General features: G+C 77.0%; 5 protein-coding genes. 1 reads left to right on the top strand and 4 read right to left on the bottom strand.

The window, feature by feature from the left end:
- The first annotated feature begins 4 nt into the window (after nt 1-4).
- Nucleotides 5-817 carry a class I SAM-dependent methyltransferase gene (locus tag ACFPM7_RS05915; protein ID WP_378244643.1) on the top strand — a complete coding sequence of 271 codons (813 nt, stop codon included), beginning with the start codon at nt 5-7 and terminating at the stop codon, nt 815-817.
- Nucleotides 818-863: 46 nt separating this feature from the next.
- On the opposite strand, the gene ACFPM7_RS05910 is transcribed toward ACFPM7_RS05915, so the two are convergent.
- The 4 genes from ACFPM7_RS05910 to ACFPM7_RS05895 are packed head-to-tail and all read right to left on the bottom strand — an operon-like array spanning nt 864 to nt 25803.
- Nucleotides 864-1268, bottom strand: a complete 405-nt coding sequence (locus ACFPM7_RS05910; RefSeq protein ID WP_378244641.1) for a nuclear transport factor 2 family protein — start codon at nt 1266-1268, stop codon at nt 864-866.
- Between the two features lie 11 nt (nt 1269-1279).
- Nucleotides 1280-8383, bottom strand: coding sequence for an amino acid adenylation domain-containing protein (locus ACFPM7_RS05905; protein WP_378244639.1), 7104 nt, complete (start codon nt 8381-8383; stop codon nt 1280-1282).
- Nucleotides 8384-8395: 12 nt separating this feature from the next.
- Nucleotides 8396-20911, bottom strand: a complete 12516-nt coding sequence (locus ACFPM7_RS05900; RefSeq protein WP_378244637.1) for a non-ribosomal peptide synthetase — start codon at nt 20909-20911, stop codon at nt 8396-8398.
- Nucleotides 20908-25803, bottom strand: coding sequence for an amino acid adenylation domain-containing protein (locus tag ACFPM7_RS05895; RefSeq protein WP_378244635.1), 4896 nt, complete (start codon nt 25801-25803; stop codon nt 20908-20910). The genes ACFPM7_RS05900 and ACFPM7_RS05895 overlap by 4 nt, the downstream gene beginning before the upstream one ends.
- Nucleotides 25804-25815 lie beyond the last annotated feature (12 nt).

Genomic DNA, 25815 nt, shown 5'->3' with positions numbered 1-25815 from the left:
CGCGATGCCGACCACCAGCACCCCGGAGCGAACCCACCAGAGCGCCGTCCACGACGCGGGGTGGGACTACACGGTGGGGTCGCCGCACCTGCGCCACCACCGCGTCAACGCCCGCGTCGTGGACGCGTGCAGGCAGGTGGTGGCCCGGGTGCTCGACCGGTCGGGCACCTGCCGCGTGCTGGAGGTCGGTGCGGGCCACGGCGCGTTCACCGACCACGTCGCGGCCCTGGGCGCCGAGGTCCACGTCACCGAGATGAGCGAATCCAGCGCCGCGCTCCTGCGCCGCCGCTTCGCCCACAACCGGCGCGTCACGGTCACCCACGACCCGACCGGAGCCGCCTGCCACACCGGTCCCCCGGTCGACGTCGTCCTGGCGATCTCGGTCCTGCACCACATCCCGGACTACCTGGGGGCGACGCGGGCCCTGGTCGAGCGCACGGCCCCGGGGGGCGCGTTCGTCAGCTACCAGGACCCGCTCTGGTACCCCCGCCGCAGCGCAGGCGACCGCGCCGCGGACCGCGCCGCCTACCTCCTCTGGCGCCTGGGGCGCGGCGACCTCCGCCGCGGCGCGGCCACCCTCCTGCGCCGCGCCCGCGGCGAATACGACGAGACCAACCCCTCCGACATGGTCGAGTACCACGTCGTCCGGTCCGGAGTGGACGAAGAAGCCCTGCGCTCGCTGCTCGCTGCCCGGTTCGCCTCGGCGCACCTGGACCGCTACTGGTCCACCCAGTCCCCCTGGCTCCAATCCGCGGGCGAACGCCTCGCCCCGCCCAACACATTCGGGCTCATCGCCACGGGACGCCTCCCCCGCTGACGCACGGTCCGCGACCCTCCGCTGAGGGCAGCGGACCGGTGCCGGGTCAGACGAGGGGGGCGAAGAAGAAGGTGTCGCGGCGGGTGAAGCGGGTGTCGGGGGCGAGGTGGAAGAAGTCGGCGAAGCGGAGGGCGACCTCCTCGCCGGTGTGCAGGGTGCCCGCGAAGCGGCCGTGCACGGCGACCTGGTCGCCCGCGGCCACGGCCGTGGTGACGGTGTGGGCGCCTTCGCGGATGACGCGGGCGCCGGAGTAGAAGGCCGTCATGGCGGCGTGGCCGACCATGGGGGCGTAGCCGGGTCGGTGGTAGGAGGCCGACGGGGTGAAGAGGGCCACCAGTCCGGCGACGTCTCCGGCGTCGACGAGCTGGTAGTAGCGGTGGACGGCGGCGACGCCGGCTTCCGCGGCCGAGACCGCGCTGGGGACAGTGGCGGGGGTGGCGAAGGTGGTCATGGCGTTCTCCTTCAGGAAGTGGCGGCGATGCGGGCGGTGATGACGGCCGCGATCTCGGCGAGGGGTTCGGGGCGGGTCATGGCTCCGTGGGTCACCGGGACCTCGTGGACGTCCAGGCGGCCGGAGACGTGGGGACGCCAGGAGGTGGGCAGGGGGTCGGTCGGGGATTTGTCGGCGGTGGCGTGGAAGACGTCCACATCGCCGTCCAGCAAGGACGGCCGGTGGCTGTTGTGGAGGTTGACGTTGGCGGCGAAGACGTCGGGCAGGGTGCTCAGGCGGGGGCCGAGTTCGGCGAGGAGGCCGCCGCCGTCGGCGAGCCGGGTGGCGAAGTCGGCGCGGGAGACGCCGTGTTCCAGGCTGTGGCCGTCGAGGCTGTGGCCGAGGGAGAGCAGCAGGCTGCCGAGCAGGCCGGGGTCCGCGGCCGAGGCGCTGGGCATGCCCTCGGGCATGGGGTAGCCGTCGAGGACGGCGAAGAGGCCGACGCGCTCGCCCGCCGCGCGCAGGCGCACCGCCACCTCGTGGGCGACGACGCCGCCGAAGGACCAGCCGAGCAGGTGGTACGGCCCGTTCGGGGCGGCTTCGCGGATCAGCGCCAGGTAGTCATCGGCCATCTCCGCGACGGTGGCGGGCATGGCGTCCGGGTCGACCAGGCCCCTGGCCTGCAGGGCGTACACCGGCTGGTCGGGTTCGAGCAGCGGGAGCAGCCCGAAGTAGTCCCAGCCGATGCCCGCGCCGGGGTGCACGCAGAACAGCGGCGGCTTGTCGCCGCCCGCCCGCAGCGGCAGCAGCGCGCTGAGCGGGTCGCCCACGGCGACGGTCGCCGCGCCGAGGCGCTCGGCGAGCGCGGCCACCGTGGGCGAGTCGAACAGGGTGCGCAGTTCGACGCGCACGCCGAGGACGGCGCGGATGCGGGAGACGAGCCGCGCGGCGAGCAGCGAGTGCCCGCCCAGGTCGAAGAACCCGTCGTCCACGCCGACCGCGTCCAGGCCGAGCACTTCGGCGAAGAGCCCGCACAGCGTGGTCTCGCGGACGTTGCGCGGCATCCGGCCGACGGCGGCGGACGCGCTCGGCGGCGCGGGCAGCGCGGCGCGGTCGAGCTTGCCGTTGCGGGTCAGCGGCAGCGCGGGGAGCACGACGCAGGCGTCGGGCACCATGTAGCGCGGCAGGAACCGGGCGGTCTGGGCGCGCACGGCCGCCGGGTCGGGGTCGGCGCCCGGGGCGGGCACGAGGTAGCCGACGAGGGTCTGCCTGCCCGGCCGGTCCTCGCGCACCGCGACCGCGGTGTGCGCGACTCCGGGGCAGCGGGCCAGCGCCGCCTCGATCTCGCCGACCTCGATGCGCAGGCCGCGGATCTTGACCTGGGTGTCGGCCCGGCCGACGAAGGCGAGTTCGCCGTCCGGCCGCCAGCGGGCCAGGTCGCCGGTGCGGTACATCCGCTCCCCCGGCCCGCCGTGCGGGTCGGCGACGAACCGGGTCGCGGTCAGCGCCGACTGGCCGAGGTAGCCGCGCGCCAGACCGGCCCCGGCGATGTACAGCTCGCCGACGACACCGGGCGGGACCGGGCGCAGCCGCTGGTCGAGGACGTAGACGCGGTGGTTGTCGACCGGGCGGCCGATCGACGGCGGCTCGTCGCCGTCGCCGACCGGGCCCGACGTGGAGATCACCGCGCACTCGGTGGGGCCGTACATGTTGTGCAGCCGGTAGCGCGACCCCTCCGGCGGGCGGCGGCGCAGCACGTCGCCGCCGGTCAGCATGACCCGCACCGAGGACGCGGCCAGCGCGGGCTCGTCGAAGGCGGCTTCCAGCCGCGGGGTGGCCAGCGAGCAGAGGGTGATCCGCTCGTCGGCGATCCAGCGGGGCAGGGCGGCGGCGTCCTCCAGCACCGACTGCGCGGGCAGGTGCAGCGCCGCGCCCGCCGCCAGCGTCGGCCAGATCTCGGCGACGGCGAAGTCGAAGCCCTGCGCGGACAGGTGGCTGGCCCGGTCGGCCGGGTCGCGGCCGAACGCGCGGATCTGCCACCCGACGAGGTTGGCCAGGGCGCGGTGCTCGACCACCACGCCCTTCGGCCTGCCGGTGGAGCCCGAGGTGTAGATGACGTAGGCGGCGTCGGCGGGGTGCACGCGCGGCGCGCCTGGCCGGGGATCGCCCGGTTCCTCGGCGCGGGCGCACGGGCGTTCGGCCTGGTGGGCCGGATTCCCGGTGGTCGCGGGGTCGTCCACGACGAGGGTGGGGACGCCAGTGACCAGGTGGGCCAGCGAGCGCTGGGTGACCACGACCGGGCAGCGGGCGTCGGCGAGCATGTAGGCCAGCCGGTCGGCCGGGTAGGTGGGGTCGAGCGGCAGGTAGGCCGCGCCGGTCTTGAGGACGGCGAGCAGGGTGGCGATGCCGGTGGCCCCGCGGTCGAGGCAGACCCCGACGACGGCCCCGCGGCCCGCGCCGTGCTCGCGCAGCTCGGTCGCGGTGCGCTCGGCGAGCGCGTCGAGTTCGGCGTAGGTGAGGGTGGTGTCGTGGGCGGCGACGGCGGTGGCCGACGGGGTGCGGCGGGCCACCTCGGCGACGGTCTCGTGGACCGGCCGGTCTCCGTGGGCGACGGCGGTGTCGTTCCACCGGCGCAGTACGGCGTCGCGTTCCTCGGCGGTGACGGCGTCGATGCGGCTCAGCGGCGCGTCGGGGGTGGCCGTCAGCGCGTCGAGCAGCCCGACGAGGCGGTCGAGGAGGGTGCGCGCGCCCGCCTCGTCCCAGAGGTCGACGGCGTACTCCAGGCAGGCGCGCAGGCCGCCGGGGCCGCCGTCGGCGGCGGTGGTCTGGCCGAAGCCGATGGACAGGTCGAGCTTCGCGCCGCCGGTGGTGGTGCGCACGTTCTCCACGGTCACGCCGGGCAGGGCGAGCGCGTCGCCCGCCACCCCGTCGACCCCGTCCTGCAGGGCCATCGACACCTGGAACAGCGGGTGCCGGGCGGCCGAGCGGTTCGGGTTGACCCGCTCCACGACCTGGTCGAACGGCACGTCCTGGCAGGCGTAGGCGGCCAGGTCGGAGTCGCGGACCCTGCCGACGAGCCCGGCGAAGTCGGGGTCGCCGGAGACGTCGACGCGCAGCGCCAGGGTGTTGACGAACAGCCCGACCAGGCCGTCGAGGTCCTCGTCGGCGCGGCCGGCGACGGCGGTGCCGACGACGATGTCGGTGCCCGCGCCGAGCTTGGCCAGCAGGGTGGCCAGGGCGGCCTGCAGCACCATGAACACGGTGGCCTGGTTGGCTTTGGCGATGGCCACGACGCGGCGGTGTGTCTCGGCGGAGACCTCGGCCAGCACCTCGGCCCCGATGTTGCTCGGGGTGGCCGGGCGCGGCCGGTCGCCGGGCGGGGCGCACTCCTCGGGCGCGCCCGCCAGCGCCGTCGCCCACCAGGCCGCCTGCTCGGCGACGGGGCTGTCCGGGTCGTCGGGGTCGCCGAGGCGGGCGTGCTGGCGCAGCGCGTGGTCGGCGTACTGGATGGGCAGCGGCGCCCAGTCGGGGGCGCCGCCCTCGGCGCGGGCGGTGAAGGCCGCCGCCAGGTCGGTCAGCAGCGGGCCGGTGGACCAGCCGTCGGTGGCGATGTGGTGCAGCGCCAGCACGAGCACGTGGTGGTCCTCGGCCAGCCGCAGCAGGGTCGCCCGGAAGGGCATGTCCCGCGCCAGGTCGAAGGGCCGCCTGCCCGCCGCGTCGACCGCGGCGGCGAGGTCGGCCTCGGCGCAGTCGGCCGCGCTGAACTCGAACGGCAGCTCCTCCGGGCTGAGGACGAGCTGGTGCCAGCGGCCGTCCTCGCCGGGCAGCAGGGTGCGCAGCGCCTCGTGGCGGGTGGCGAGGTCCAGCAGCGCGGCGCGCAGGGCGGGCACGTCGAGGTCGCCGCGCAGCCGCAGGGCGACGGGCACGTTGTAGGCGGCCTTGTTGTCGGCGGCCTCGGCGGCCAGCCGCATGCCGCGCTGCGCCGGGGACAGCGGCAGCCGCTGCGGCCGGTGCTCGGGGCGGGGCGCGGCCCGCAGGGCGCGGGTGCTGTCCAGGCGGGCGTCGATGCCGCGCACGGTCGGGTGCCGGAACAGGTCGCGGATGCCCAGCTCGACGCCGAAGACGGTGCGCAGCGAGCCGATCAGCCGAGCGGCGAGCAGCGAGTGCCCGCCCAGCTCGAAGAACCCGTCGTCGATGCCGACGTCCTCGGCCAGGCCCAGCACCTTGGCGAAGAGCCCGCACAGGATCTCCTGGCGCGGGGTGCGCGGGGCGCTGCCGCCCGCCGCGGTGCGCTCGGGGGCGGGCAGGGCGCGGCGGTCGAGCTTGCCGTTGGCGGTCAGCGGCAGCGCCTCCAGCACGACCAGCGCGGCGGGCACCAGGTGCTCGGGCAGCCGGTCGGCGGCGAAGTCGACCAGTTCGCGGGCGGTGGGCTCGGCGCAGGCGACGGGCGCGGCGTAGGCGACGAGCCGCTTGCCGCCGGGACCGTCCTCGCGGGCGATCACCGCGACGCTGGCGACCGCGGGGTGCGCGGCGATGACGGCCTCGACCTCGCCGGGCTCGACCCGGAACCCGCGGATCTTGACCTGGTCGTCGGCGCGGCCCAGGTACTCCAGCGCGCCGTCGCGGCGGCGGCGCACGAGGTCTCCGGTGCGGTACACCCGCTGCCCCGGGGTGTGCGGGTCGGCGACGAAGCGCTCGGCGGTGAGCCCCGGCTGCCCGACGTAGCCGTGCGCGAGGCCGGCGCCGGAGACGTACAGCTCCCCGACCACGCCCGGCGGCACCGGCCGCAGCCGCTCGTCCAGCACGACGGCGCGCTTGCCGCGCAGCGGGCCGCCGATGGGCACCGAGGCGCCGGGCCAGTCGGCGGGCACGTCGAAGTAGGTGGTGAAGCCCATGCTCTCGGCGGGCCCGTAGCCGTTGACCACCCGCACGCCGGGCACCGCGGCCAGCACGGCCCGGGTGTGTCCCGGCGAGGCCGCCTCGCCGCCGGTCAGCGCCCACCGCACGCCCGCGAACACCTCGGGGCTCTCGTCCCACAGGTGGTTGAACAGGCTCGCCGACGCGTCGAGCACCGTGACGCCCCGGTCGGCGACCAGCGCGGCGATCACCGCGGGCTCGGGCCGCTGGCCGGGGTGCAGCACGACCCGGCCGCCCGCCATCAGCGGGCCGAACACCTGGGTGGCGAAGGCGTCCCAGGACACCGGGGCGCACTGGAGCCACACCTCGTCCGGACCGAACCCGGCGTAGTGCTGGTCGGTGAAGGTCGCGACCAGCGCGCGGTGCGGGGTGACGATGCCCTTGGCCGCACCGGTCGAGCCGGAGGTGAACATGACGCACGCCGGGTCCTCCCACCCCGGCGGGGTGGGGTCCGCGCCGGGCGCTCCGTCTAGTTCGGACAGTGCGACGACGGTGGTGCCCTCCGGGTCGATCGACTGCGCGCCGTCGGTGAGGACAAGGCGCGCGGAGACCTTGGCGACCACGGATTCCAGGCGCGCGGCCGGGAAGTCGACGTCGAGCATCGTGTAGGCCGCGCCCGCCTTGAGCACACCCAGCAGCGCGACGACCATGTCCGGCCCGCGGGCCACGTGCACGGCCACCACGTCGCCGCGCCGGACGCCGCGGGCGGCGAGCGCGCGGGCGAGGCCGGTGGAGCGGGCGGCGACCTCGGCGTAGGTGAGCGTCTGGGAACCCATCTCCAGCGCGGTCCGCTCCGGCGTGCGGGCGGCCTGGCGGTCGACCATCTCGGGCACGGTGCCCGCGGCGGTGACCGGCTCCCGCACGTCGAGCAGCGCGGCCAGTTCGGCGGGGGCGAGGAAGTCGAGGTCGCCGAGGGGGACCTCGGGGTCGCGGGCGGCGTGGTCGAGCAGCCTGGCCAGCCGCTCCAGCAGCGCCCGCGCGGTGTCGGCGTCCATCAGCGCCGTGCGGTGCTCCAGGGTGAGCCGCAGGCCGGACTCCCCGGCGCGCAGGGCGAGGGTCAGGTCGAACTTGGCCGAGCCGGTGCCCATCGGCGCGACCTCGGCGGTGAGGCCGGGCAGCGCCAGTGGCGCGCCGTCGCCGAGCGCGCCCGCCTCGGCCAGCACCATCACCTGGAAGAGCGGGTGTCGGCCCGCGGCGCGCGCCGGGTTCAGCTCCTCGACGACCCGGTCGAACGGGACGTCCTGGTGGGCGTAGGCGTCGAGGTCCAGGTCGCGGACCCGGTCGAGCAGCGCGCGGAAGGACGGGTCGCCGCCGGTGTCGGTGCGCAGCACCAGCGTGTTGACGAAGAACCCGACCAACTCGTCCAGTTCGTCCTCGGAGCGGCCGGTGACGACGGTGCCGATGGGCAGGTCGGTGCCCGCGCCCATCCTGGTGAGCAGGGCGGCGAAGGCGGCGTGGGCGAGCATGAACAGGGTGCAGCCGGACTCCCGGGCGAGCATGCCGAGCGCGGCGGCGGTGGCCGGGTCGAGGTCGGCGACGGCCAGGCCGCCCGCCGCGTCGGCGTCCTCGGTCCTCGGCCGGTCCAGCGGCAGCGGGATCTCCTCGGGCATCCCGGCGAGCGCGGAGCGCCAGTGCGCGAGCTGGGCGCTGACCAGGCTCGTCGGATCGCTGTCGGAGCCGAGGAGATCCTGCTGCCACAAGGCGTAGTCGGCGTACTGGACGGGCAGCGGCTCCCAGTCCGGCTCTCGGCCGCCGACGCGGGCGGTGTAGGCGGTGGACAGGTCGCGCAGCAGCGGCCCCATCGATCCGCCGTCGCCCGCGATGTGGTGCAGCACCAGCAGCAGCACGTGCTCGTCGGGGCCGTCGGCGGCCAGGTGCGCGCGGATGGGCAGGTCTTCGGCGAGGTCGAACACCGCGACCGCGGCGGCGGCCAGCGCCTCGCCGACGGTCTGGCCGTCGCGGGGAAGCAGCGCGGACACGACCGGCTTGGCCTCGGTCACGTCGAGGACGCGCTGGTGGGGTGTGCCGTCGTGGCTGGGGAACACGGTGCGCAGCGCCTCGTGCCTGCCGACGACGTCGCCCAGGGCGCGTTCGAGCGCGGTCACGTCGATCATGCCGCGCAGGCGCAGCGCGAGCGGGATGTTGTAGGCGGACCCGGCACCCTCGACGCGGTCGAGGAACCACAGCCGCTGCTGGGCGTAGGACAGGGGGATCGGCACGGCGGGCTCCTCTTAGGACCGGGGGCGGGACCGCAGAGCGGGCCGGGGGCGGGAGGTCGGGGCGGCGGTGAGGCCGCACAGGTGCGCGGCCAGCGCGTTGGGGCTGGGGTGCTCGAAGACGGCGCGCACGGCGGGCTCGACCCCGAAGACCGAGCGGATGCGGGCCACCAGCCGCATGACGAGGATGGAGTGGCCGCCGAGGGCGAAGAACCCGTCGCCTGCGCCCACCGGGGACGGCAGGGCGAGCACTTCGGCGAACAGCGCGCACAGCTTCTCCGCCTCGGGCGAGGCGGGCGCGGCCCGCTCCGCGGCCGACGGCGCGGCGGGGGCGGGCAGCGCGGCCCGGTCGAGCTTGCCGTTGGGGGTGCGGGGAAGGGCGGGCAGCGCCACGACCGCCGAGGGCACCAGGTGCGCGGGCAGGCGGTCCGCGGCGAACCCGAGCAGCCCGTCGGTGTCCCCGACGACGTAGGCCACCAGGCGCTTGTCGCCCGGCACGTCCTCGCGGACGACGACCTCCACCTGCCGCACCCCGTCGGCGGCGGCCAGCGCCGCGCGCACCTCGGTCGGCTCGACCCGGAAGCCGCGGATCTTGACCTGGTCGTCGGCTCGGCCCAGGAACTCGACCACCCCGTCGCGGCGCTGGCGGACCAGGTCGCCGGTGCGGTAGAGGCGTGATCCCGGCGGCCCGAAGGGGTTGGCCACGAACCGCTCGGCGGTCGCGCCGGGCTGCCCGAGGTAGCCGTGGGCGAGCCCGTCGCCCGCCATGTACAGCTCGCCGGGGGTGCCCGGCGGGACGAGGGCGAGCCGGGCGTCGAGCACGTGGACCCCCTTGGCGGCCAGCACCCTGCCGACCGGCACCGACACGGCGTCGAGGTCGGCGGGCCCCACCCGGTGGCACAGGGTGAAGATGGTGTTCTCCAGCGGGGAGTACCCGTTGACCACGGCCAGGTCCGGCCGCCGGGCCAGCAGGGCGCGCAGGTGCGCGACCGAGGCGGGCTCGCCGCCGGTCATCACCTCGCGGACGCGGTCGAACACCGACGGGTGCTCGTCCACCAGGAAGTTGAGCAGGCTCGCCGAGACGTGCATCGTCGTGACGCCGTGGCGCTCCACGAGGTCGCGGATGCGCGCCGGGTCCGGCGACTGGCCGGGCTGCAGCACGCAGGCCGCGCCCGCCAGCAGCGGGCCGAACAGTTCCAGGGCGAAGGCGTCCCAGGAGACCGGGGAGCACTGCAACCACACCGCGTCCTCGTCGAACCCGACGTAGTCCTGCCCGGTGAGGGTGGCCACGAGCGCGCGGTGGGAGACCACGACGCCTTTGGGCTTGCCGGTGGAGCCGGAGGTGAACATGACGCACGCGGCGGCGTCGGCGGGGACGACGGGCAGGACCGCCGTGCCCCGGGCCCGCGCCGCCACCCCGATCGCCGGGCCGACCGCGGCCAGCAGCGCCGCGGGCGTGTCCGGGCCGACGAGCGAGAGCGCCGGGCGGGCTTGGGCGAGCAGGGCGCGGACCCGCTCGGCGGGGTGGTCGACGTCGACCGGCACGTACGCCGCCCCGGCCTTGAGCACGGCCAGCACGGCCACCACCAGGTCGGCCCCGCGCGGCAGGCACACCGCGACCGCGGCTCCGGGCGTGACGCCCTCGGCGAGGATGGCCCGGGCGAGCCGGTCGGACTCGGCGTCCAGTTCGCCGCGGGAGAGCCGGTCGGCTCCGAGCAGCGCGGGCCGGTCCCCTCCGGCCGAGGCCAGTTCGGCGATCAGGCCGTGCAGGGTGGCCTCCGGGTGCGGGCAGCGCCCGGCGGAGTTCCACAGCACGGCTTGGCGGTGGCGCTCCTCGGCGGTGTGCAGGTCGACCGCGCCGATCGGCACGTCGGGGTCGGCGGCGACCGCGGCCAGGAAGCGGACCAGCCGCTCCACGACCGCGACCGCGGTCTCGCGGTCGTAGAGGTCGGTGGCGTACTCCAGCGCGCCGGACACCCCCGACGGCAGGCCGTCGGCGAAGCGCTCGGACAGCCCGAGCGTCAGGTCGAACTTGGCCGCGCCGGTGTCGGCCCCCGGCTCGGCGGCCACCTCGACACCCGGCAGGGCCAGACTGGCGGCGGCGTCGGTCCCGCCGCCGTTCTGCAGCACCACCATCACCTGGAACAGCGGGTGCCGGGCCGGGGTGCGCGCGGGGTTGAGGTCCTCGACCAGCCGCTCGAACGGGACGTCCTGGTTGTCGTGGGCGGCCAGGTCGGTCTCGCGGACCCGCTGGACCAGCTCCCGGAAGGTCGGGTCGCCGGTCAGGTCGGTGCGCAGCACCAGCGTGTTGACGAAGAACCCGACCAGCTCGTCCAGCGTCTCGTCGGCGCGACCGGCGACCGGGGTGCCCAGCGGCACGTCCGCGCCCGCGCCCAGCCTGCCCAGCAGGGCGGCGAACGCGGCGCGCAGCACCATGAACACCGTCGAACCGGTCGCCCTGGCCAGCGCCACCAGTCCCCTGTGGACATCGGCGTCCACGGTGAGCGGGACCGAGTCGCCGCGGTGGGAGGCGACGGCGGGCCGCGGCCGGTCGAACGGCAGGGTCGCCTCCGGCGGGAGCCCGGCCAGCGCGCCCCGCCAGTGCGCCAGCTGCGACTCCAGCAGGCCGCCCTCGGCGAGCGCGGCCCGCTGCCAGAGCGTGTAGTCGGCGTACTGCACCGGCAGCGCCGCCCAGCCGGGCGCGGCGCCGCCCAGCCGGGCGGCGTAGGCGTCGGCGAGGTCGCGCAGCAGCGGGCGCATGGACCAGCCGTCGCCCGCGATGTGGTGCAGCACCAGGACCAGCACGTGCTCCTCGGGTCCGACGGCCAGCAGGGTGACCCGCAGCGGGGCGTCCTCGGCGAGGGCGAAGGGCACCCGGGCCGCGGCCGCCACGTGGGCGGGCACGTCGGCCTCGGCGCACTCCAGCCGGGTGATGGCGGGCTCGGCGGCGGGCAGCACCAGCTGCGCCGGGGTGCCGTCGGCCTCCGGGAACAGGGTGCGCAGCGGCTCGTGCCGGGCGATGACGTCGGCCAGCGCGGCGCGCAGCGCGGGCACGTCCAGCGCGCCGCGCAGCCGCAGCGCCACCGGCACGTTGTAGGCCGCGCCCGGACCGTGCACCCGGTCCAGCGCCCACAGCCGCGCCTGTGCCGAGGACAGCGGCAGCCGCTGCGGCCTGGGCATCGGGGTCAGCGCGATCCCGCAGGTGCGGGCGGTGTCCAGCCGGGCGTCGAGCGCGGCCGGGGTCGGCCCGTCGAAGACCTCGCGCAGGCTGACCCGCACGCCGAACACCGCGCGCAGCCGGGCGACCAGCCGCGCCGCCAGCAGGGAGTGCCCGCCGAGGGCGAAGAAGTCGTCGTCCAGGGTGACCGACGGCGCGCCGAGCAGGTCGGCGAAGATCCCGCACAGGATCTCCTGCCTGCCGGTGCGCGGGGCCCGGCCCGAGGACACGGCGGCGGCGGGGGCGGGCAGCGCCCGGCGGTCGAGCTTGCCGTTGGGGGTCAGCGGGAGCGCGTCGAGCAGCACCACGGCGGACGGGGCCATGTAGTCGGGCAGCGACGCCCTGGCGTGCGCCAGGACGTCGGCCTCGGTGAGGCGCGCCCCGGCGGCCGGGCAGGCGTAGGCGATGAGGCGCTTGCCGGTGACCGGGTCGTCGTGCACGACGACGGCGGCCTGGGCCACCGCGTCGTGCCGGGTCAGGACCGCGGCGACCTCGCCGGGCTCGACCCGGTAGCCGCGGATCTTGACCTGGTCGTCGGCGCGGCCGATGACCTCCACCGAGCCGTCGCGCCGCCACCGGCCGAGGTCGCCGGTGCGGTACATGCGGGCGCCGGGCGCGCCGTGCGGGTCGGCGACGAAGCGCTCGGCGGTGAGCCCCGGCCTGCTCGCGTAGCCGTGGGCGAGGCCGTCGCCGGAGACGTAGACCTCGCCGGGAACGCCGGGCGGCACCGGGGCCAGCAGGGCGTCGAGCACGGCGACGCGGGTGTTGGCGATCGGCCCGCCGACCGGCACGGCCGCCCGGCCCTCGGCGGCGACCGCGACCGTCTCCGCGCCGACGTCGCAGGCGGTGGCGAACACCATCGATTCGACGGGCCCGTAGCCGTGCACCAGGCGCAGGCCGGGGTGCTCGCGCAGGACGGCGGCCATGTGCGCCGCCGACGGGGCCTCGCCGCCGGTCATGACCTGCCGCAGCACGGCGAACACCCCGGGGTGGGTGTCGACCATCGCGGCGAACAGGCCCGCCGACAGCCACACCGTGCCGATGCCGTGCCGGGGCACCAGGTCGGCGATGACGGCGGGGTCGGGCGACTGCCCGGGGGCGAGCACGCAGGTCCCGCCGTGCAGCAGCGGCGGCCACAGCTCCAGCGACAGCCCGTCCCAGGACACCGGCGCGGTCTGCAGCCACACCCCGCCGAAGTCGACGTAGTCCTGGCCGAAGAAGGTGCGCACGGTCGCCCGGTGCGAGGACAGCACCCCCTTGGGCCTGCCCGTCGACCCGGAGGTGAACAGCACGCACGCCAGGTCGTCGCCGCCGACGCGCACGCCGGGGCGGGCGGTGGCGGTGAAGCCGTCGATCGGGTGCGCGGACACGCCGTCGGGGACGGAGTCGGCCGTCGGGCCGTGGCAGACGAGCAGCCGCAGCCCGGCCTCCCCTGCCACGGCGGCGATCCGCTCGGCGGGGTGCGACGGGTCGAGCGGCACGTAGGCCGCGCCCGCCTTGAGCACGCCGAGCAGCGCGGCGACGAACTCCGGGCCGCGCTCCACCAGGACGCCGACCGGCTCGCCGCGGCGGACTCCGCGCGCCAGCAGCCGCCAGGCGATCCCGTTGGCCGCGGCGTCCAGCTCGGCGAAGCTCACCGAGCGCTCGCCGAACAGCAGGGCGACGGCCTCCGGCGCGGCGTCCACACGGGACTCGAACAGCTCGGCGATCGACTTCTCCGCCGGGTAGTCGGCGGCGGTGGCGTTCCAGTCCGCGAGGCTGTCCAGCTCGGCGGCCGAGAGCAGCGCGGCGGCCGAGACCGGCGCGTCCGGGTCGGCGGCGACGTGCGCGACGACCCGCTCGAAGCGGCGGGCGATGGCGTGGGCGGACTCGGCGTCGAACAGGTCGGCCGAGTACTCCAGCGCCCCGGTCAGGCCCGCCGGGGAGCCGTCGGCGGCGAAGGTCTCGGTCAGCATCATGGCCAGGTCGAACTTGGCCCCGGCCACCGCGGTGTCCACCGGCTCGACGGCCAGCCCCGCCAGCTCCCTGGCCGCGGCCTCGGTGTTCTGCAGCACCACGAACACCTGGAACAGCGGGTGCCGGGCGGGCGAGCGGGCCGGGTTCACCGCCTCGACCACCCGGTCGAAGGGCACGTCCTGGCGGCCGTAGGCGGCCAGGTCGGCGCGGCGGATCCGGGTGACCAGCTCGCGCAGGGTCGGATCGCCGGAGACGTCGGTGCGCAGCACCAGCGTGTTGACGAAGAACCCGACCAGCTCCTCCAGCGCCTCGTCGCCGCGGCCCGCGACGACCGTGCCCAGCGGCACGTCCGCCCCGGCGCCGAGCCTGCTCAGCAGCAGCGCCATCCCGGCCTGCACGGCCATGAACACCGTCGCGCCGCACTCGCGGGCCAGGGCGGCCAGCCGGGCGTGCGCCTCCGCGCCGAGCGAGACCGGCAGCTGCCCGCCCGCGCGGGTCGGGACGGCGGGCCGGGCGCGGTCGACCGGCAGCGGGGTCTCCTCGGGCAGCCCGGCCAGCGCCTCCTTCCACTGGGCGAGCTGGGTGGCCAGCACGCTGCCCGGTTCCGCCGGGTCGCCGAGGAACCCCTCCTGCCACAGCGCGAAGTCCGCGTACTGCACCGGCAGCGGGGTCCACTCCGGACCGGCGTCGACCAGCCGGGCGGCGTAGGCGTCGGCGAGGTCGCGCAGCAGCGGACGCCAGGACCAGCCGTCGGTGACGATGTGGTGCAGCACCAGCAGCAGGACGTGCTCGCGCTCGCCGATGCGGTAGAGCCGAGCGCGCACGGGCGGTGCGCAGGCGAGGTCGAACGGCGCCCGCGCCTCGGCGTCGAGCGCGGCGGCCAGCTCGGCCTCGGTCAGCTCGCGGACCGGCAGCGGCACCGGGCCGGGCGGCAGGATCTCCTGCACGCCGACGCCGTCGTGCTCGGGGAAGCGGGTGCGCAGCACCTCGTGCCTGCCGACGACGTCGGCGAGCGCCACGGCGAGGGCGGGCACGTCGAGCAGCCCGCGCAGCCGCAGCGCGGCGGGCACCGCGTAGCGGCCGTGCGCGTCCGCGCCGTCGAGCTGGTCGATCACCCACAGGCCGCGCTGCGCGGGCGACAGCGGCACCGGGTCGGGGCGCCGGACCGCGCGGACCGGCGGGCGGGCCGCGCCGAGGGAGTCGACGCGGGCGTCGATCCCGGCCGGGGTGGGGTGCAGGAACACCTCGCGCAGGCCCAGTTCGACGCCGAACACCGAGCGGACCCGGGCGGCGAGCCGGGCGGCCAGCAGCGAGTGCCCGCCGAGGGCGAAGAAGTCGTCATCGATGCTGACCCGGTCGTCGGGGAGGCCGAGCAGATCGGCGAAGAGGCCTCGCAGGATGACCTGGCGCGGGGTGCGGGGGGCGCGCCCGGTCCCGGAGACGACCTCGGGCTCGGGCAGGGCGGCCCGGTCGAGCTTGCCGGTGGCGGTCAGCGGCAGCGCGTCGAGGACGGTGAACGTCGAGGGCACCAGGTGCTCGGGCAGCCGCGCGGCGGCGAAGGCGCGCAGCGCCGCCGCCTCGGTGTCGCCGGTGGCGTAGGCGGCCAACCGCCCGTCGCGCACCACGACCTCCGCGCCGCGCACGCCGGGGCAGGCGCGCAGGGCGGCGGCGACCTCGCCGGGCTCCACCCGGAAGCCGCGGATCTTGACCTGGTCGTCGGCGCGCCCGAGGTACTCCAGCAGCCCGTCGCGGCGGCGGCGCACCAGGTCGCCGGTGCGGTACATCCGCTCCCCCGGCGCGCCGAACGGGTCGGCGACGAACCGCTCGGCGGTGACGCCGGGCTGGCCGAGGTAGCCGTGGGCGAGGCCGAGCCCGGCGACGTACAGCTCACCGGCGGCGCCCGCCGGGACCGGCCGCAGCCGCTCGTCGAGGACGATCGCGCGCTTGCCCGCCACGGGTGTGCCGACGGGCACGCTCACCCAGTGCTCGGACCAGTCGTCGGGGACGGTGAAGGTGGTGGTGAAGCCCATGCTCTCGGCGGGCCCGTAGCCGTTGACCACCCGCACCCCGGGGATGCCGGACAGCACGGCCCGAACGTGCGCGGCCGATGCGGCCTCGCCGCCGGTCAGCGCCCAGCGCACGCCGCCGAGCGCGGCCCGGTGCTCGTCCCACAGGTGGTTGAACAGGCTCGCCGACGCGTCGAGCACGGTGACGCCGTGCCGGGCGACGAGGTCGGCGATGCGGGCGGGGTCGGGGCGCTGGCCGGGCTGGAGCACGACCGTGCCGCCCGCCATCAGCGGCCCGAACGCCTGGGTGGCGAAGGCGTCCCAGGACACCGACGCGCACTGAAGCCACACCTCGCCCGGACCGAACCCGGCGTAGTCCTGCCCGGTCAGGGTCGCGACCACCGCCCGGTGCGGCATGACCACGCCCTTGGGGACGCCGGTCGAGCCGGAGGTGAACATGACGCACATCGGGTCCTGCGGCCGCGCCGCGACCACGTCGGCCGTGAAGTCCGCTGTGGAGGTGATGGTCGCGTGGTCGAGCAGGGGCAGCACCGACAGCGCCGGACCGGTGTCGGCGTCGACCACGGTGACGACGGTGTCGGCGCGGCGGGCGAGGTCGACCAGCCGTTCGGCGGGGTGGTCGGGGTCCAGGGCGAGGTAGGCGGCCCCGCGCTTGAGCACCCCGAGCAGGGTCGCGATGAAGCCGGGTCCGCGCGGCAGGCAGACGCCTGCCACGGTCCCCGGCCCGACGCCGTGGGCGGCCAGCACGGCCGCGGCGCGCTCGGCCGCGGCGTCGAGGGCGGCGTAGTCGGTGGTCTCGCCGTCGAAGACGATCGCGGGGGCGTCCGGGCGCAGCCGGGCCTGGCGCGCGACCAGCTCGTGCACGCACGCGGGCTCGCCCGCCCACGGACCGCCCAGCGGGACGCGCTCGTCGTCCACGAGGTCGACATCGGTGACCGGCAGGTCCGGGTCAGCGGCGACGGCGCTCAGAAACCGACCGAACCGGTCGGCGAAGTCCTCGGCCGTGGCGGGCAGGTAGAGGTCGGCGGCGTACTCGACGGCGCAGGTGAGTCCGCCGTCGGCGGCGGCGCGCACCGAGAGGGTGAGGTCGAACTTGGCGGTGCGCCGGTCGACGTCGAGCCGCTCGACCTCCAGTCCGCCGAGGCGGGCGTGCGCCTCGGCGTTGTTCTGCACGACCACCATCGCCTGGAACAGCGGGTGCCTGCCGAGCGCGCGGGGCGGGTTCAGCTCCTCCACCACCCGCTCGAAGGGCACGTCCTGGTGGGCGAACGCGGCGATGCTGGACTCCCGCACCGCGGCGACCAGCTCGCGGAACGTCGGTGCGCCCGCGAGGTCGGCGCGCACGACCAGGGTGTTCACGAAGAAGCCGACGAGATCGTCGAGCGCGGCGTCGCCACGTCCGGCGACGGCGATGCCGATCGGGACGTCGTCGCCCGCCCCGAGCCGGGACAGGACGGCGGCGAAGGCGGCCTGCACGGCCATCGCCTGGGTGGCGTGCCCGGCGCGGGCGGCGGCGGTCAGCGCCTCGGCGACTCGCGCGGGGATCTCGAAGCGGACCGAGCCGCCGCGGTGGCTCGGCTCGGCGGGCCGGGGGAAGTCGCCGGGCAGGGTGGCCTCGTCCGGCATGCCGTCGAGGGCGCGGCGCCAGTGCTCGACCTGCCTGCCGAGCCCGGGGTCGGCCAGGAGGTCCTGCTGCCAGACGGCGAAGTCCGCGTACTGCACGGGCAGCGGGGCCCACGCGGGCGCGGCGCCCTGGGCGCGGGCGGTGTAGGCGGTGTCGAGGTCGCGCAGCAGGGGCGCGACGGACCAGCCGTCGCCCGCGATGTGGTGCAGGGTCAGCAGGAGCACGTGCTCGCCGTCGGCGGCGAACAGCTCGGCGCGCAGCGGCAGGTCGTGGGCGAGGTCGAACGGGCGCACGGCGGCCTCCCGCACGGCGGCGGCGACGTCCCCGGTGCGGGTGAGCGGCAGCGCCACCGGCCCGGCGGGCAGCACCAGCTGCGCGGGCTCTCCATCCACATCGGACACCACCGTGCGCAGCGCCTCGTGCCTGCCCGCCACGTCGGCCAGCGCCGCGCGCAGGGCGGCGACGTCGAGCGGGCCGCGCAGCCGCAGGGCGATCGGCACGTTGTAGCCCGCGTCGCCGCCGCGCACGCCGTCGAGCAGCCACAGCCTGCGCTGGGCGGGCGAGAGCGGAACCCGCTCGGGCCGCACCGCCGGGCGCACCGCGCGCCGGGCCGGATCGAGGGTGTCCAGCCGGGCGGCCAGCTTGGCGACGGTGGCCCCGTCGAACACCGCGCGCAGCCCGAGTTCGACGCCGAACAGCGCGCGGACCCTGGCGACGAGGCGGGCGGCGAGCAGCGAGTGGCCGCCGATGGCGAAGAAGTCGTCGTCGGCGGAGAGACAGCCGGGGTCGCGGCCGAGCAGGTCGGCGAAGACGCCGAGCAGGACCCGCTCGCGGTCGTCGCGCGGTGGCCTGCCGCGGGCGACCGCGGCGGCCGGGACGGGCAGGGCGCGGCGGTCGAGCTTGCCGTTGGCGGTCAGCGGGAGCGCGTCGAGCACCACGACCGCGGCGGGCACCATCGCTTCCAGCAGCCGCTCGGCGGCGTGGGCGCGCACCCCGGCCTCGGTCGGCCCGCCGCCGGGCGCGGGCACCACCCAGGCGAGCAGGCGGGTGCCGGTCGCGGCGTCCTCGCGGGCCTCGACCACCGCCTGGCCGACCTCGGGGTGGGTGAGCAGGGCGGCGGCCACCTCGCCGGGCTCCACCCGGAAGCCGCGGATCTTGACCTGGTCGTCGGCGCGGCCGAGGAACTCCAGCGTGCCGTCGGCCCGCCACCGGGCCACGTCGCCGGTGCGGTAGAGCCGCTGCCCGTCGGCGAAGGGGTCGGCCACGAAGCGCTCCGCGGTCGCGGCGGCGCGGCCCGCGTAGCCGTAGGCCAGGCCCAGCCCGCCGATGTGCACCTCCCCCGGCGTGCCGGGCGGGACCGGGGCGAGGTGCGCGTCCAGGACGTGCACCCGGGTGTTGCCGATGGGCGCGCCGATCGGGACCAGCGCGCCGGTGACGTCGGCGGGCCCGACCTGGTGGGTGGTGGCGAAGACCATGGACTCGACCGGCCCGTAGCCGTGCACGAGCCGCACGTGCGGGTGCTCGCGCAGCAGGGTCGCCAGGTGCGGGGCGGACGGGCGGTCGCCTCCGGTCAGCACCTGGCGGACCACGGAGAAGACCTCGGGATGGGTGTCGAGCACGGCGGCGCAGAGGCTCGCCGAGAGCCACACCGAGTCCACGGCGTGGGCGGCGACCAGTTCGGCGATCACCGCGGGGTCGGGGGTCTGCCCCGGCGCGAGGACGCACACCCCGCCGTGCAGCAGCGGCGGCCACAGCTCCAGCGACAGCCCGTCCCAGGACACCGGCGCGGTCTGCAGCCAGACGCCGCCGAAGTCGGCGTAGTCCTGCCCGTAGAAGGTGCGCACGGTCGCCTCGTGGCTGGAGACCGCGCCCTTGGGCCTGCCGGAGGAGCCGGAGGTGTAGAGCACGCAGGCGAGGTCGGCGGCGCTCACGCGCACGGCGGGACGGTGCTCGGGCTCGGTGCCGGTGTCGGCGATCAGCGCGGTGGGCGTGTCCTCGGGCAGGCGGCCCGCCAGCGGGGCTTCGGTCAGCACCAGCCGCGCGCCGGACTCGGCGATGACGGCGGCGGTGCGGCCGTCGGGGTGGGCCGGGTCCAGCGGCACGTAGGCCGCGCCGGCCTTCAGCACGCCCAGCAGGGCGGCCACGAACCGCGGGCCGCGCTCGGCGAACACCCCGACCAGGTCGCCGCGGACGACCCCGCGCCGGATGAGGTGGTGGGCGATCCGGTTGGCGTGCGCGTCGAGTTCGCCCGCGGTCACCGGCTCGCCGCCGGACAGCAGCGCCGTCGCGGCCGGGTCGCTGTCCACACGGGACTCCCACAGCGCGGTGATCGGCGCGTCCGGGATGGCGGTCGCGGTGTCGTTCCAGGCGGCCATGCGCTCGGCCTCGCCGGGCAGCCAGGCGGCGACCCGCGACAGCGGGGTGTCCGGGTCGGCGGCGACGGCGGCCAGCAGGGCGCGGTAGCGCTCGGCGATGGCCGCGGCACTGGCCTCGTCCCACAGGTCCACCGCGTAGGTCAGCTCGCCGCGCACGCCGTCGGGGGTCTCGGCGAGGTCGACGGTGAGGTCGAACTTGGCCGGGTTCAGCTCCACGGTGCCCGTCTCGGCGTCGAGCCCGGCGAAGCCGAGGTCCGCCGGGGCGTCGCCCTGGAGCACGAGCATGGTCTGGAACAGCGGGTGGCGGCCGGGGTGCCGCGGCGGGTTCAGCTCCTCGACGACGCGGTCGAAGGGCACGTCCTGGTGGGCGAAGGCGGCCAGGTCGGCGGTGCGCACCCGGTCGAGCAGCTGCCGGAACGTCGGGTCGCCCGCGAGGTCGGCGCGCAGGACCAGGGTGTTGACGAAGAACCCGACCAGCTCCTCCAGCGCCTCGTCGCCGCGCCCCGCGACGGCGGTGCCCAGCGGCACGTCCTCCCCCGCGCCGAGCCTGCCCAGCAGGGCGGCGAGTGCGGCCTGCAGCGCCATGAACAGGGTCGCCCGGCCCTCCCGGGCGATCTCGGCCAGCCCGCGGGTGACCTCGGCGGGCACGGTGACCGCCACCGCGGCCCCCGCGTGCCCGGTCGCGGCGCGGCGCGACCGGTCGGTGGGCAGCGCCTGCTCGACGGGCAGGTCGGCGAGCGCGGCCCGCCAGTGGTCCAGCTGTCGGGCCAGGACGCTGTCGGGATCGTCGGCGTCGCCGAGGACGTCGCGCTGCCACAGGGTGTAGTCGCCGTACTGGACCGGCAGCGGCTCCCAGTCCGGCGCGCCGCCGAGGAACCGTGCGGAATAGGCGGCGGCGAGGTCGCGCAGCAGTGGCCGCCACGACCAGCCGTCGGTGGCGATGTGGTGCATCGTCAGCAGCAGGGTGTGGTCGGTGTCCGACACCCGGAACAGCACCGGCCGCAGCGGGGGGTCCTCGGTGAGGTCGAAGGCGCCGCGAGCCTCGGCGCGCAGCGCGGCCCGCAGTCCGTCGGCGGTGGTCCCGACGACGCGCAGCGCGGGCCGGGTGTCCAGGACGTGCTGGTGCGGTTCGCCGTCGATCTCGCGGAAGACCGTCCGCAGGGTCTCGTGGCGGTCGGCGACGTCGGCGACGGCGGCGGCCAGCGCCCCGGTGTCGAGTCGGCCGCGCAGCCGCACGTGGTGGGCGGTGTTGTAGACCGCGCCCGCCGGGTCGACGCGGTGCAGCAGCCACAGTCCGCGCTGGGCGGGCGAAAGCGGGATCAGGGGGCTCACAGCGTCTCCTTCAGACGGGTCCTGGCCAGCAGCGCGGGCCTGGCCTTGGGGGCGGTGGCGAGTCGGTCGGCCAGCGCGGCCGGGGTGGGCGCCTCGAACACGGTGGCCACGGTCAGCTCGGCCCCCAGGTCGCGGCGGACGCGCCCGAGCAGGCGCATGACCAGCAGCGAGTGGCCGCCGAGGCGGAAGAAGTCGTCGTCGGCCCCGACCTGGGCGGCGGCGAGGCCAAGCAGGTCGGCGAAGAGTCCGCAGAGGACGGTTTCGGCCTCGGTCGCGGGCGGGCGGCCGGTGCTCGCGGCGACGCTCGGCGCGGGCAGGGCGCGGCGGTCGAGCTTGCCGTTGGGGGTGCGCGGCAGCGCGTCGAGCACCACCACGGCGGCGGGGGCGAGGTGGTCGGGGAGCAGGCAGGCCGCTTCGTAGCGCACCCGGTCGCCGTCGAGGCCCGCGCCGACGACGTAGCCGACCAGGCGCCTGTCGCCGGGGCGGTCCTCGCGCACCACGACGGCGGCCTGCCGCACGCCGGGCAGGCCGAGCAGCGCGGCCCTGGTCTCCTCGGGCTCGACCCGGAAGCCGCGCACCTTGACCTGTTCGTCGGTGCGGCCCAGGCATTCCAGCAGGCCGTCGGCGGTGCGGCGGGCCAGGTCGCCGGTGCGGTACATCCGGGCCCCGGGCGGGCCGGAGGGGTCGGCGACGAACCGCTCCGCGGTCATCCCGGCCGCCCCGGCGTAGCCGTGTGCCAGGCCGACGCCCGCCAGGTACAGCTCGCCTGCGACGTTGGGCGGCACCACCCGCAGCCGCTCGTCGAGGACGACGGCGGTCTTGCCCGCGACGGGCCTGCCGATCGGGACGGCCGCGCCGCTCCAGCCGTCGGCGGCGTGGAACGCGGTGCTGTAGCCCATGCTCTCGACCGGCCCGTAGCCGTTGACGACGCGCAGTCCGGGGTGCTTGCCCAGCAGCCCGGCCAGGTGCGCGGCCGAGGCGGGCTCGCCGCCGGTCAGTGCCCAGGAGCGGCCCGCGAAGGCGGCGGGGTGCTCGTCGCAGAGGTGGGTGAAGAGGCTGCCCGCCGCGTCCAGCACCGTGGCCCCGTGCCGGGCGGCGACGGCGGCGATGGCGGCAGGGTCGGGGCGCTGGCCGGGCTGCGGCAGCACGGTGCCGCCGCCGAGCAGCGGACCGAAGATCTGGCGGGCGAAGGCGTCCCAGGAGACCGGCGCGCTCTGCACGACCGCGTCGCCGGGCCCGAAGCCGCAGTAGTCCTGGTCCACCAGCGAGCCGATCAGTGCGCGGTGTGGCGCGAGGACGCCCTTGGGCGCGCCGGTCGACCCGGAGGTGAAGATCAGGCAGGCGGCGTCCTCGGCGCCGACGGCGACCGGAGGCGGACCGGCCACCGCCGTGCCGTCGTCCAGGACGTCCCCCACCGGCACGACGGGCAGCCCCAGGTCGGTCGCGTCCGCCTCGGCCACCACCAGGCGCGCACCCGCCACGGCGAGCACCGACCGCAGCCGCGCGGCCGGGAACGCCAGGTCGAGCACGGTGTAGGCCGCGCCCGCCTTCAGGACGGCCAGCAGGGCGATGACCAGCCGCTCGCTCCTGGGCAGGTGCACGCCCACCACGTCGCCGCGGCGCGCCCCGGCCGCGACGAGCCGGTGCGCGAGCCGGTCGGCCGCGGAGTCCAGGCCGCGGTAGGTCAGGGTCGTGTCGCCGAAGACGACGGCCGGGGCGTCGGGGGTCCGGGCCGCGGTGGCCGACACCAGGCCGTGCACGGTCGACTCCGCCGGGACCGGCCGCGGGACGCCCAGCGGCTCGGCCTCGCCCGCCAGCAGCACGTCGAGGTCGTCCACGGGGCGGTCGGGGTCGGCGACGGCTTGGGCGAGCAGCGCGCGGAGGCGGGCGGCGAGCGCCTCGGCGGTGCCGCGGTCGAAACGGTCGGCGGCGTAGCGCAGGACACCGCGCGGTCCCGCCGCGGTCTCGGCGAAGTCGAAGGTGAGGTCCACTGTGGCCGCGCCGGTCTCCACCGCGACGTCGGCGCAGTCCAGCCCGGCGAAATCCGCCGCCGGGCCCGCGTCGGGCTGCAGGACGAGCACGGTCTGGCACAGCGGGTGCCTGCCGGGGGCGCGCTCGGGCCGCAGGTGCGCCACCAGCCGGTCGAAGGGCAGGTCGCGGTGGGCGTGCATGGCCAGGCCGACGGCACGGGCCCGGCCCAGCAGCTCGCGGAAGGTCGGGCGGCCCGCGAGGTCGGTGCGCAGCACCACGGTGCCGGCGAAGTAGCCGACCAGGTCGGCGACCGCCTCGTCGTCGCGGCCCGCCACGATCCCGCCGATCGGCACGTCGGTCCCGCCGCCGAGCCGCGAGAGCAGCGCGGCGACGAGGGCGTGCAGGGCGGTGAACGGGGTCGCCCGCTCGCCGCGGGCCAGCTCGACCAGGGCGGCGACGGCATCGGCGTCGAGGTCGAGGTCGACGGTGCCGCCGGGACGGGCGCCGGGGGCCCTGGTGTCGCGGTCGGCGGGCAGCGGGATCTCGGCGGGAAGCCCGTCGAGGACGGCCGCCCAGTGCGCCAGGAGATCCTCCTCTGTGGACGCGAGCTGCTCGGCGGCCCACCCGGCGTGGTCGAGGTAGGCGACGGGGAGCGGCGCGAACTCGGGCGCGGTCCCGGCGCGGCGGGCGGCGTAGGCGGTGGCCAGGTCGCGGCGCAGCGGAGTAGCCGACCAGCCGTCGGTGGCGATGTGGTGCACGACCACGAGCAGGACGTGCTCGTTCGGGCCGGTGGCGAGCAGGTGCGCCCGGATCGGCGGCTGCGCGGCGAGATCGAACGGGGTGGCCGCCAGCTCGCGGAGCCGTCCGCCGACCTCCCCCGGCGGGCAGTCCGACACCGCCAGCGCGGGGCACTCGTCCAGCACCCGCTGGTAGGGGACGCCCTCGTGCACCGGGTACACGGTGCGCAGCGGTTCGTGCCGCTTGACCACATCGGACAGGGCGAGGGCGAGCGCGGCCACGTCGAGGTCGCCGCGCAGCCGCCACGCGGTGGGCACGGCGTGCGCCGCGCCGCCCTCCCACTGCTGGGCGAACCACAGGCGCTGCTGCGCGGGCGAGAGCGCGGGCCGGGCGGGCCGCGGCCGGGCGGCCGGGCCGGGGCGGGCCGTCCCGGCCCGCGCGAGGACGCCCGCCAGGGCCGCCACCGTGGGCGCGGCGAACACCGCGGGGGCGGGCACCGCGGCGCCGGTCGCGGCGCGCAGCCTGGCGACCAGGCGCGCCGCGCCCAGCGACGTGCCGCCGAGGGCGAAGAAGTCGTCGTGCACCCCGATCGGCGCGACCCCCAGCACCTCGGTGAACAGCGCGCAGAGCGTCTCCTCGGCGGCCGTGCGCGGCGGCGGGCCCTGCGGCGCCCGGTCGGCGGGCTCGGGGAGGGCGCGCCGGTCGAGCTTGCCGTTGGGTGTCAGCGGCAGCGCCTCGACCATGACGACGTGCGCGGGCACCATGTGCGCGGGCAGCGTCCTGGCGCAGTGCGCGGCCAGCGCGGCCGGGGCGGCCGTGCCGACCGCGAAGGCGACGAGGGCGGCCTCCCCGGAGGGCCCGGTCCGCACCACGGCGGCGGCCTGCTCCACCCCGGGGTGGGTGAGCAGCGCGCCGGAGACCTCGCCGAGTTCGACCCGGTGGCCGCGGACCTTCACCTGGTCGTCCACCCGGCCCAGGAAGTCGATGTCGCCGTCCGGGCGGGTGCGGCCCAGGTCGCCGGTGCGGTACATCCGCTCCCCCGGCGCGCCGTGCGGGTCGGCGACGAAGCGGGCGGCGGTCTCGGCGGGGCGGCCGAGGTACCCGGCGGCGAGCTGCGGGCCGGTCAGGTACAGCTCCCCCGCCTCGCCGGGCGGCAGCGGGCGCAGGTCGGCGTCGAGCACCCGGATTCCCGCGCCCGGGGTGGTGGGGCCCAGCGGCATCAGCCCGGTGCCCTCCCGCGGCCCGCAGGCCAGGCAGGTGACGCCCACCGCGGCCTCGGTCGGGCCGTACTCGGTGATGAGCGTGGCGCTCGCGCCGAGCGCGGCGCGGAAGCGGTCGGCCACCGCGACCGGCAGCCCCTCGCCCTCGGAGGCCATCAGGCGCAGCGGGCCCCGCGGCCCGTCGCGCAGGTACTCGTCGAGGAACAGCGGGATCATCGAGGCGACGAAGCGGATCATCGTGATCCGCTCGGCGCGGACGGTCACCGCGAGGTAGGCGGGGTCGCGGTGACCGCCGGGGCGGGCCACGACCAGCGTCGCGCCCGCCGCGAGGGTCAGGAAGACCTCGACCACCGACGGGTCGAAGCCGGTCGGGGTCTTCTGCAGGACCCGGTCCCGCTCACCGAGGCGGTAGTGCTCCTGCACGGCGGCGAGCCGGTTGGCGATCGCCCGGTGCGTGATCACCACGCCTTTGGGCTTGTTGGTGGTGCCGGAGGTGAACATGACGTAGGCGGCGTCGTCCGGCCGCGCCGGGCAGCTAGCCAGCGGCGGCCCGTCCTCGGCGAGGGCGCGCACCCGGTCGGTGTCCAGGATGAGGGCGGGTTCGCCGACCTCGACCATGTGCGCCGTCCGCTCGGCCGGGTAGTCCGGGTCCAGCGGCAGGTACGCCGCCCCGGCCCTGACCACGCCGAGCAGCGCGACGACAAGCTCGACCGAGCGCGGCACGGCGACGGCGACGACCGTCCCCGGCCCGATCCCGCCGGCCGCCAGCGCGCCCGCCAGGCGGGCGGCGCGGGCGTCCAGCTCGGCGTGGGTCAGCACGACGCCGTCGCACTCGACGGCGGTGGCCTCGGGCGTCTCGGCGGCGCGGGCCGCGACGGCCTCGGCCAGCGTCGGCGGCCGGTACCGCCGGTCGCCCGGCGGGCCGAACGGCCTGGTCGTGTCCTGCTGCGTCACGGTGCTCACCTCGCTCCTCGT

This window comes from Actinokineospora guangxiensis (genome assembly GCF_042657845.1).
Taxonomy (GTDB): domain Bacteria; phylum Actinomycetota; class Actinomycetes; order Mycobacteriales; family Pseudonocardiaceae; genus Actinokineospora; species Actinokineospora guangxiensis.
The sequence above is the reverse complement of the archived record's forward strand: the minus strand, read 5'-3'. Positions and strand labels throughout refer to the sequence as shown.

What these genes read in the sequence shown, in the direction of transcription:
- ACFPM7_RS05915 (WP_378244643.1), top strand. Translation starts at nt 5, where the DNA reads ATGCCGACCACCAGCACCCCGGAGCGAACCCACCAGAGCGCCGTCCAC.
- ACFPM7_RS05910 (WP_378244641.1), bottom strand. Translation starts at nt 1,268, where the DNA reads ATGACCACCTTCGCCACCCCCGCCACTGTCCCCAGCGCGGTCTCGGCC.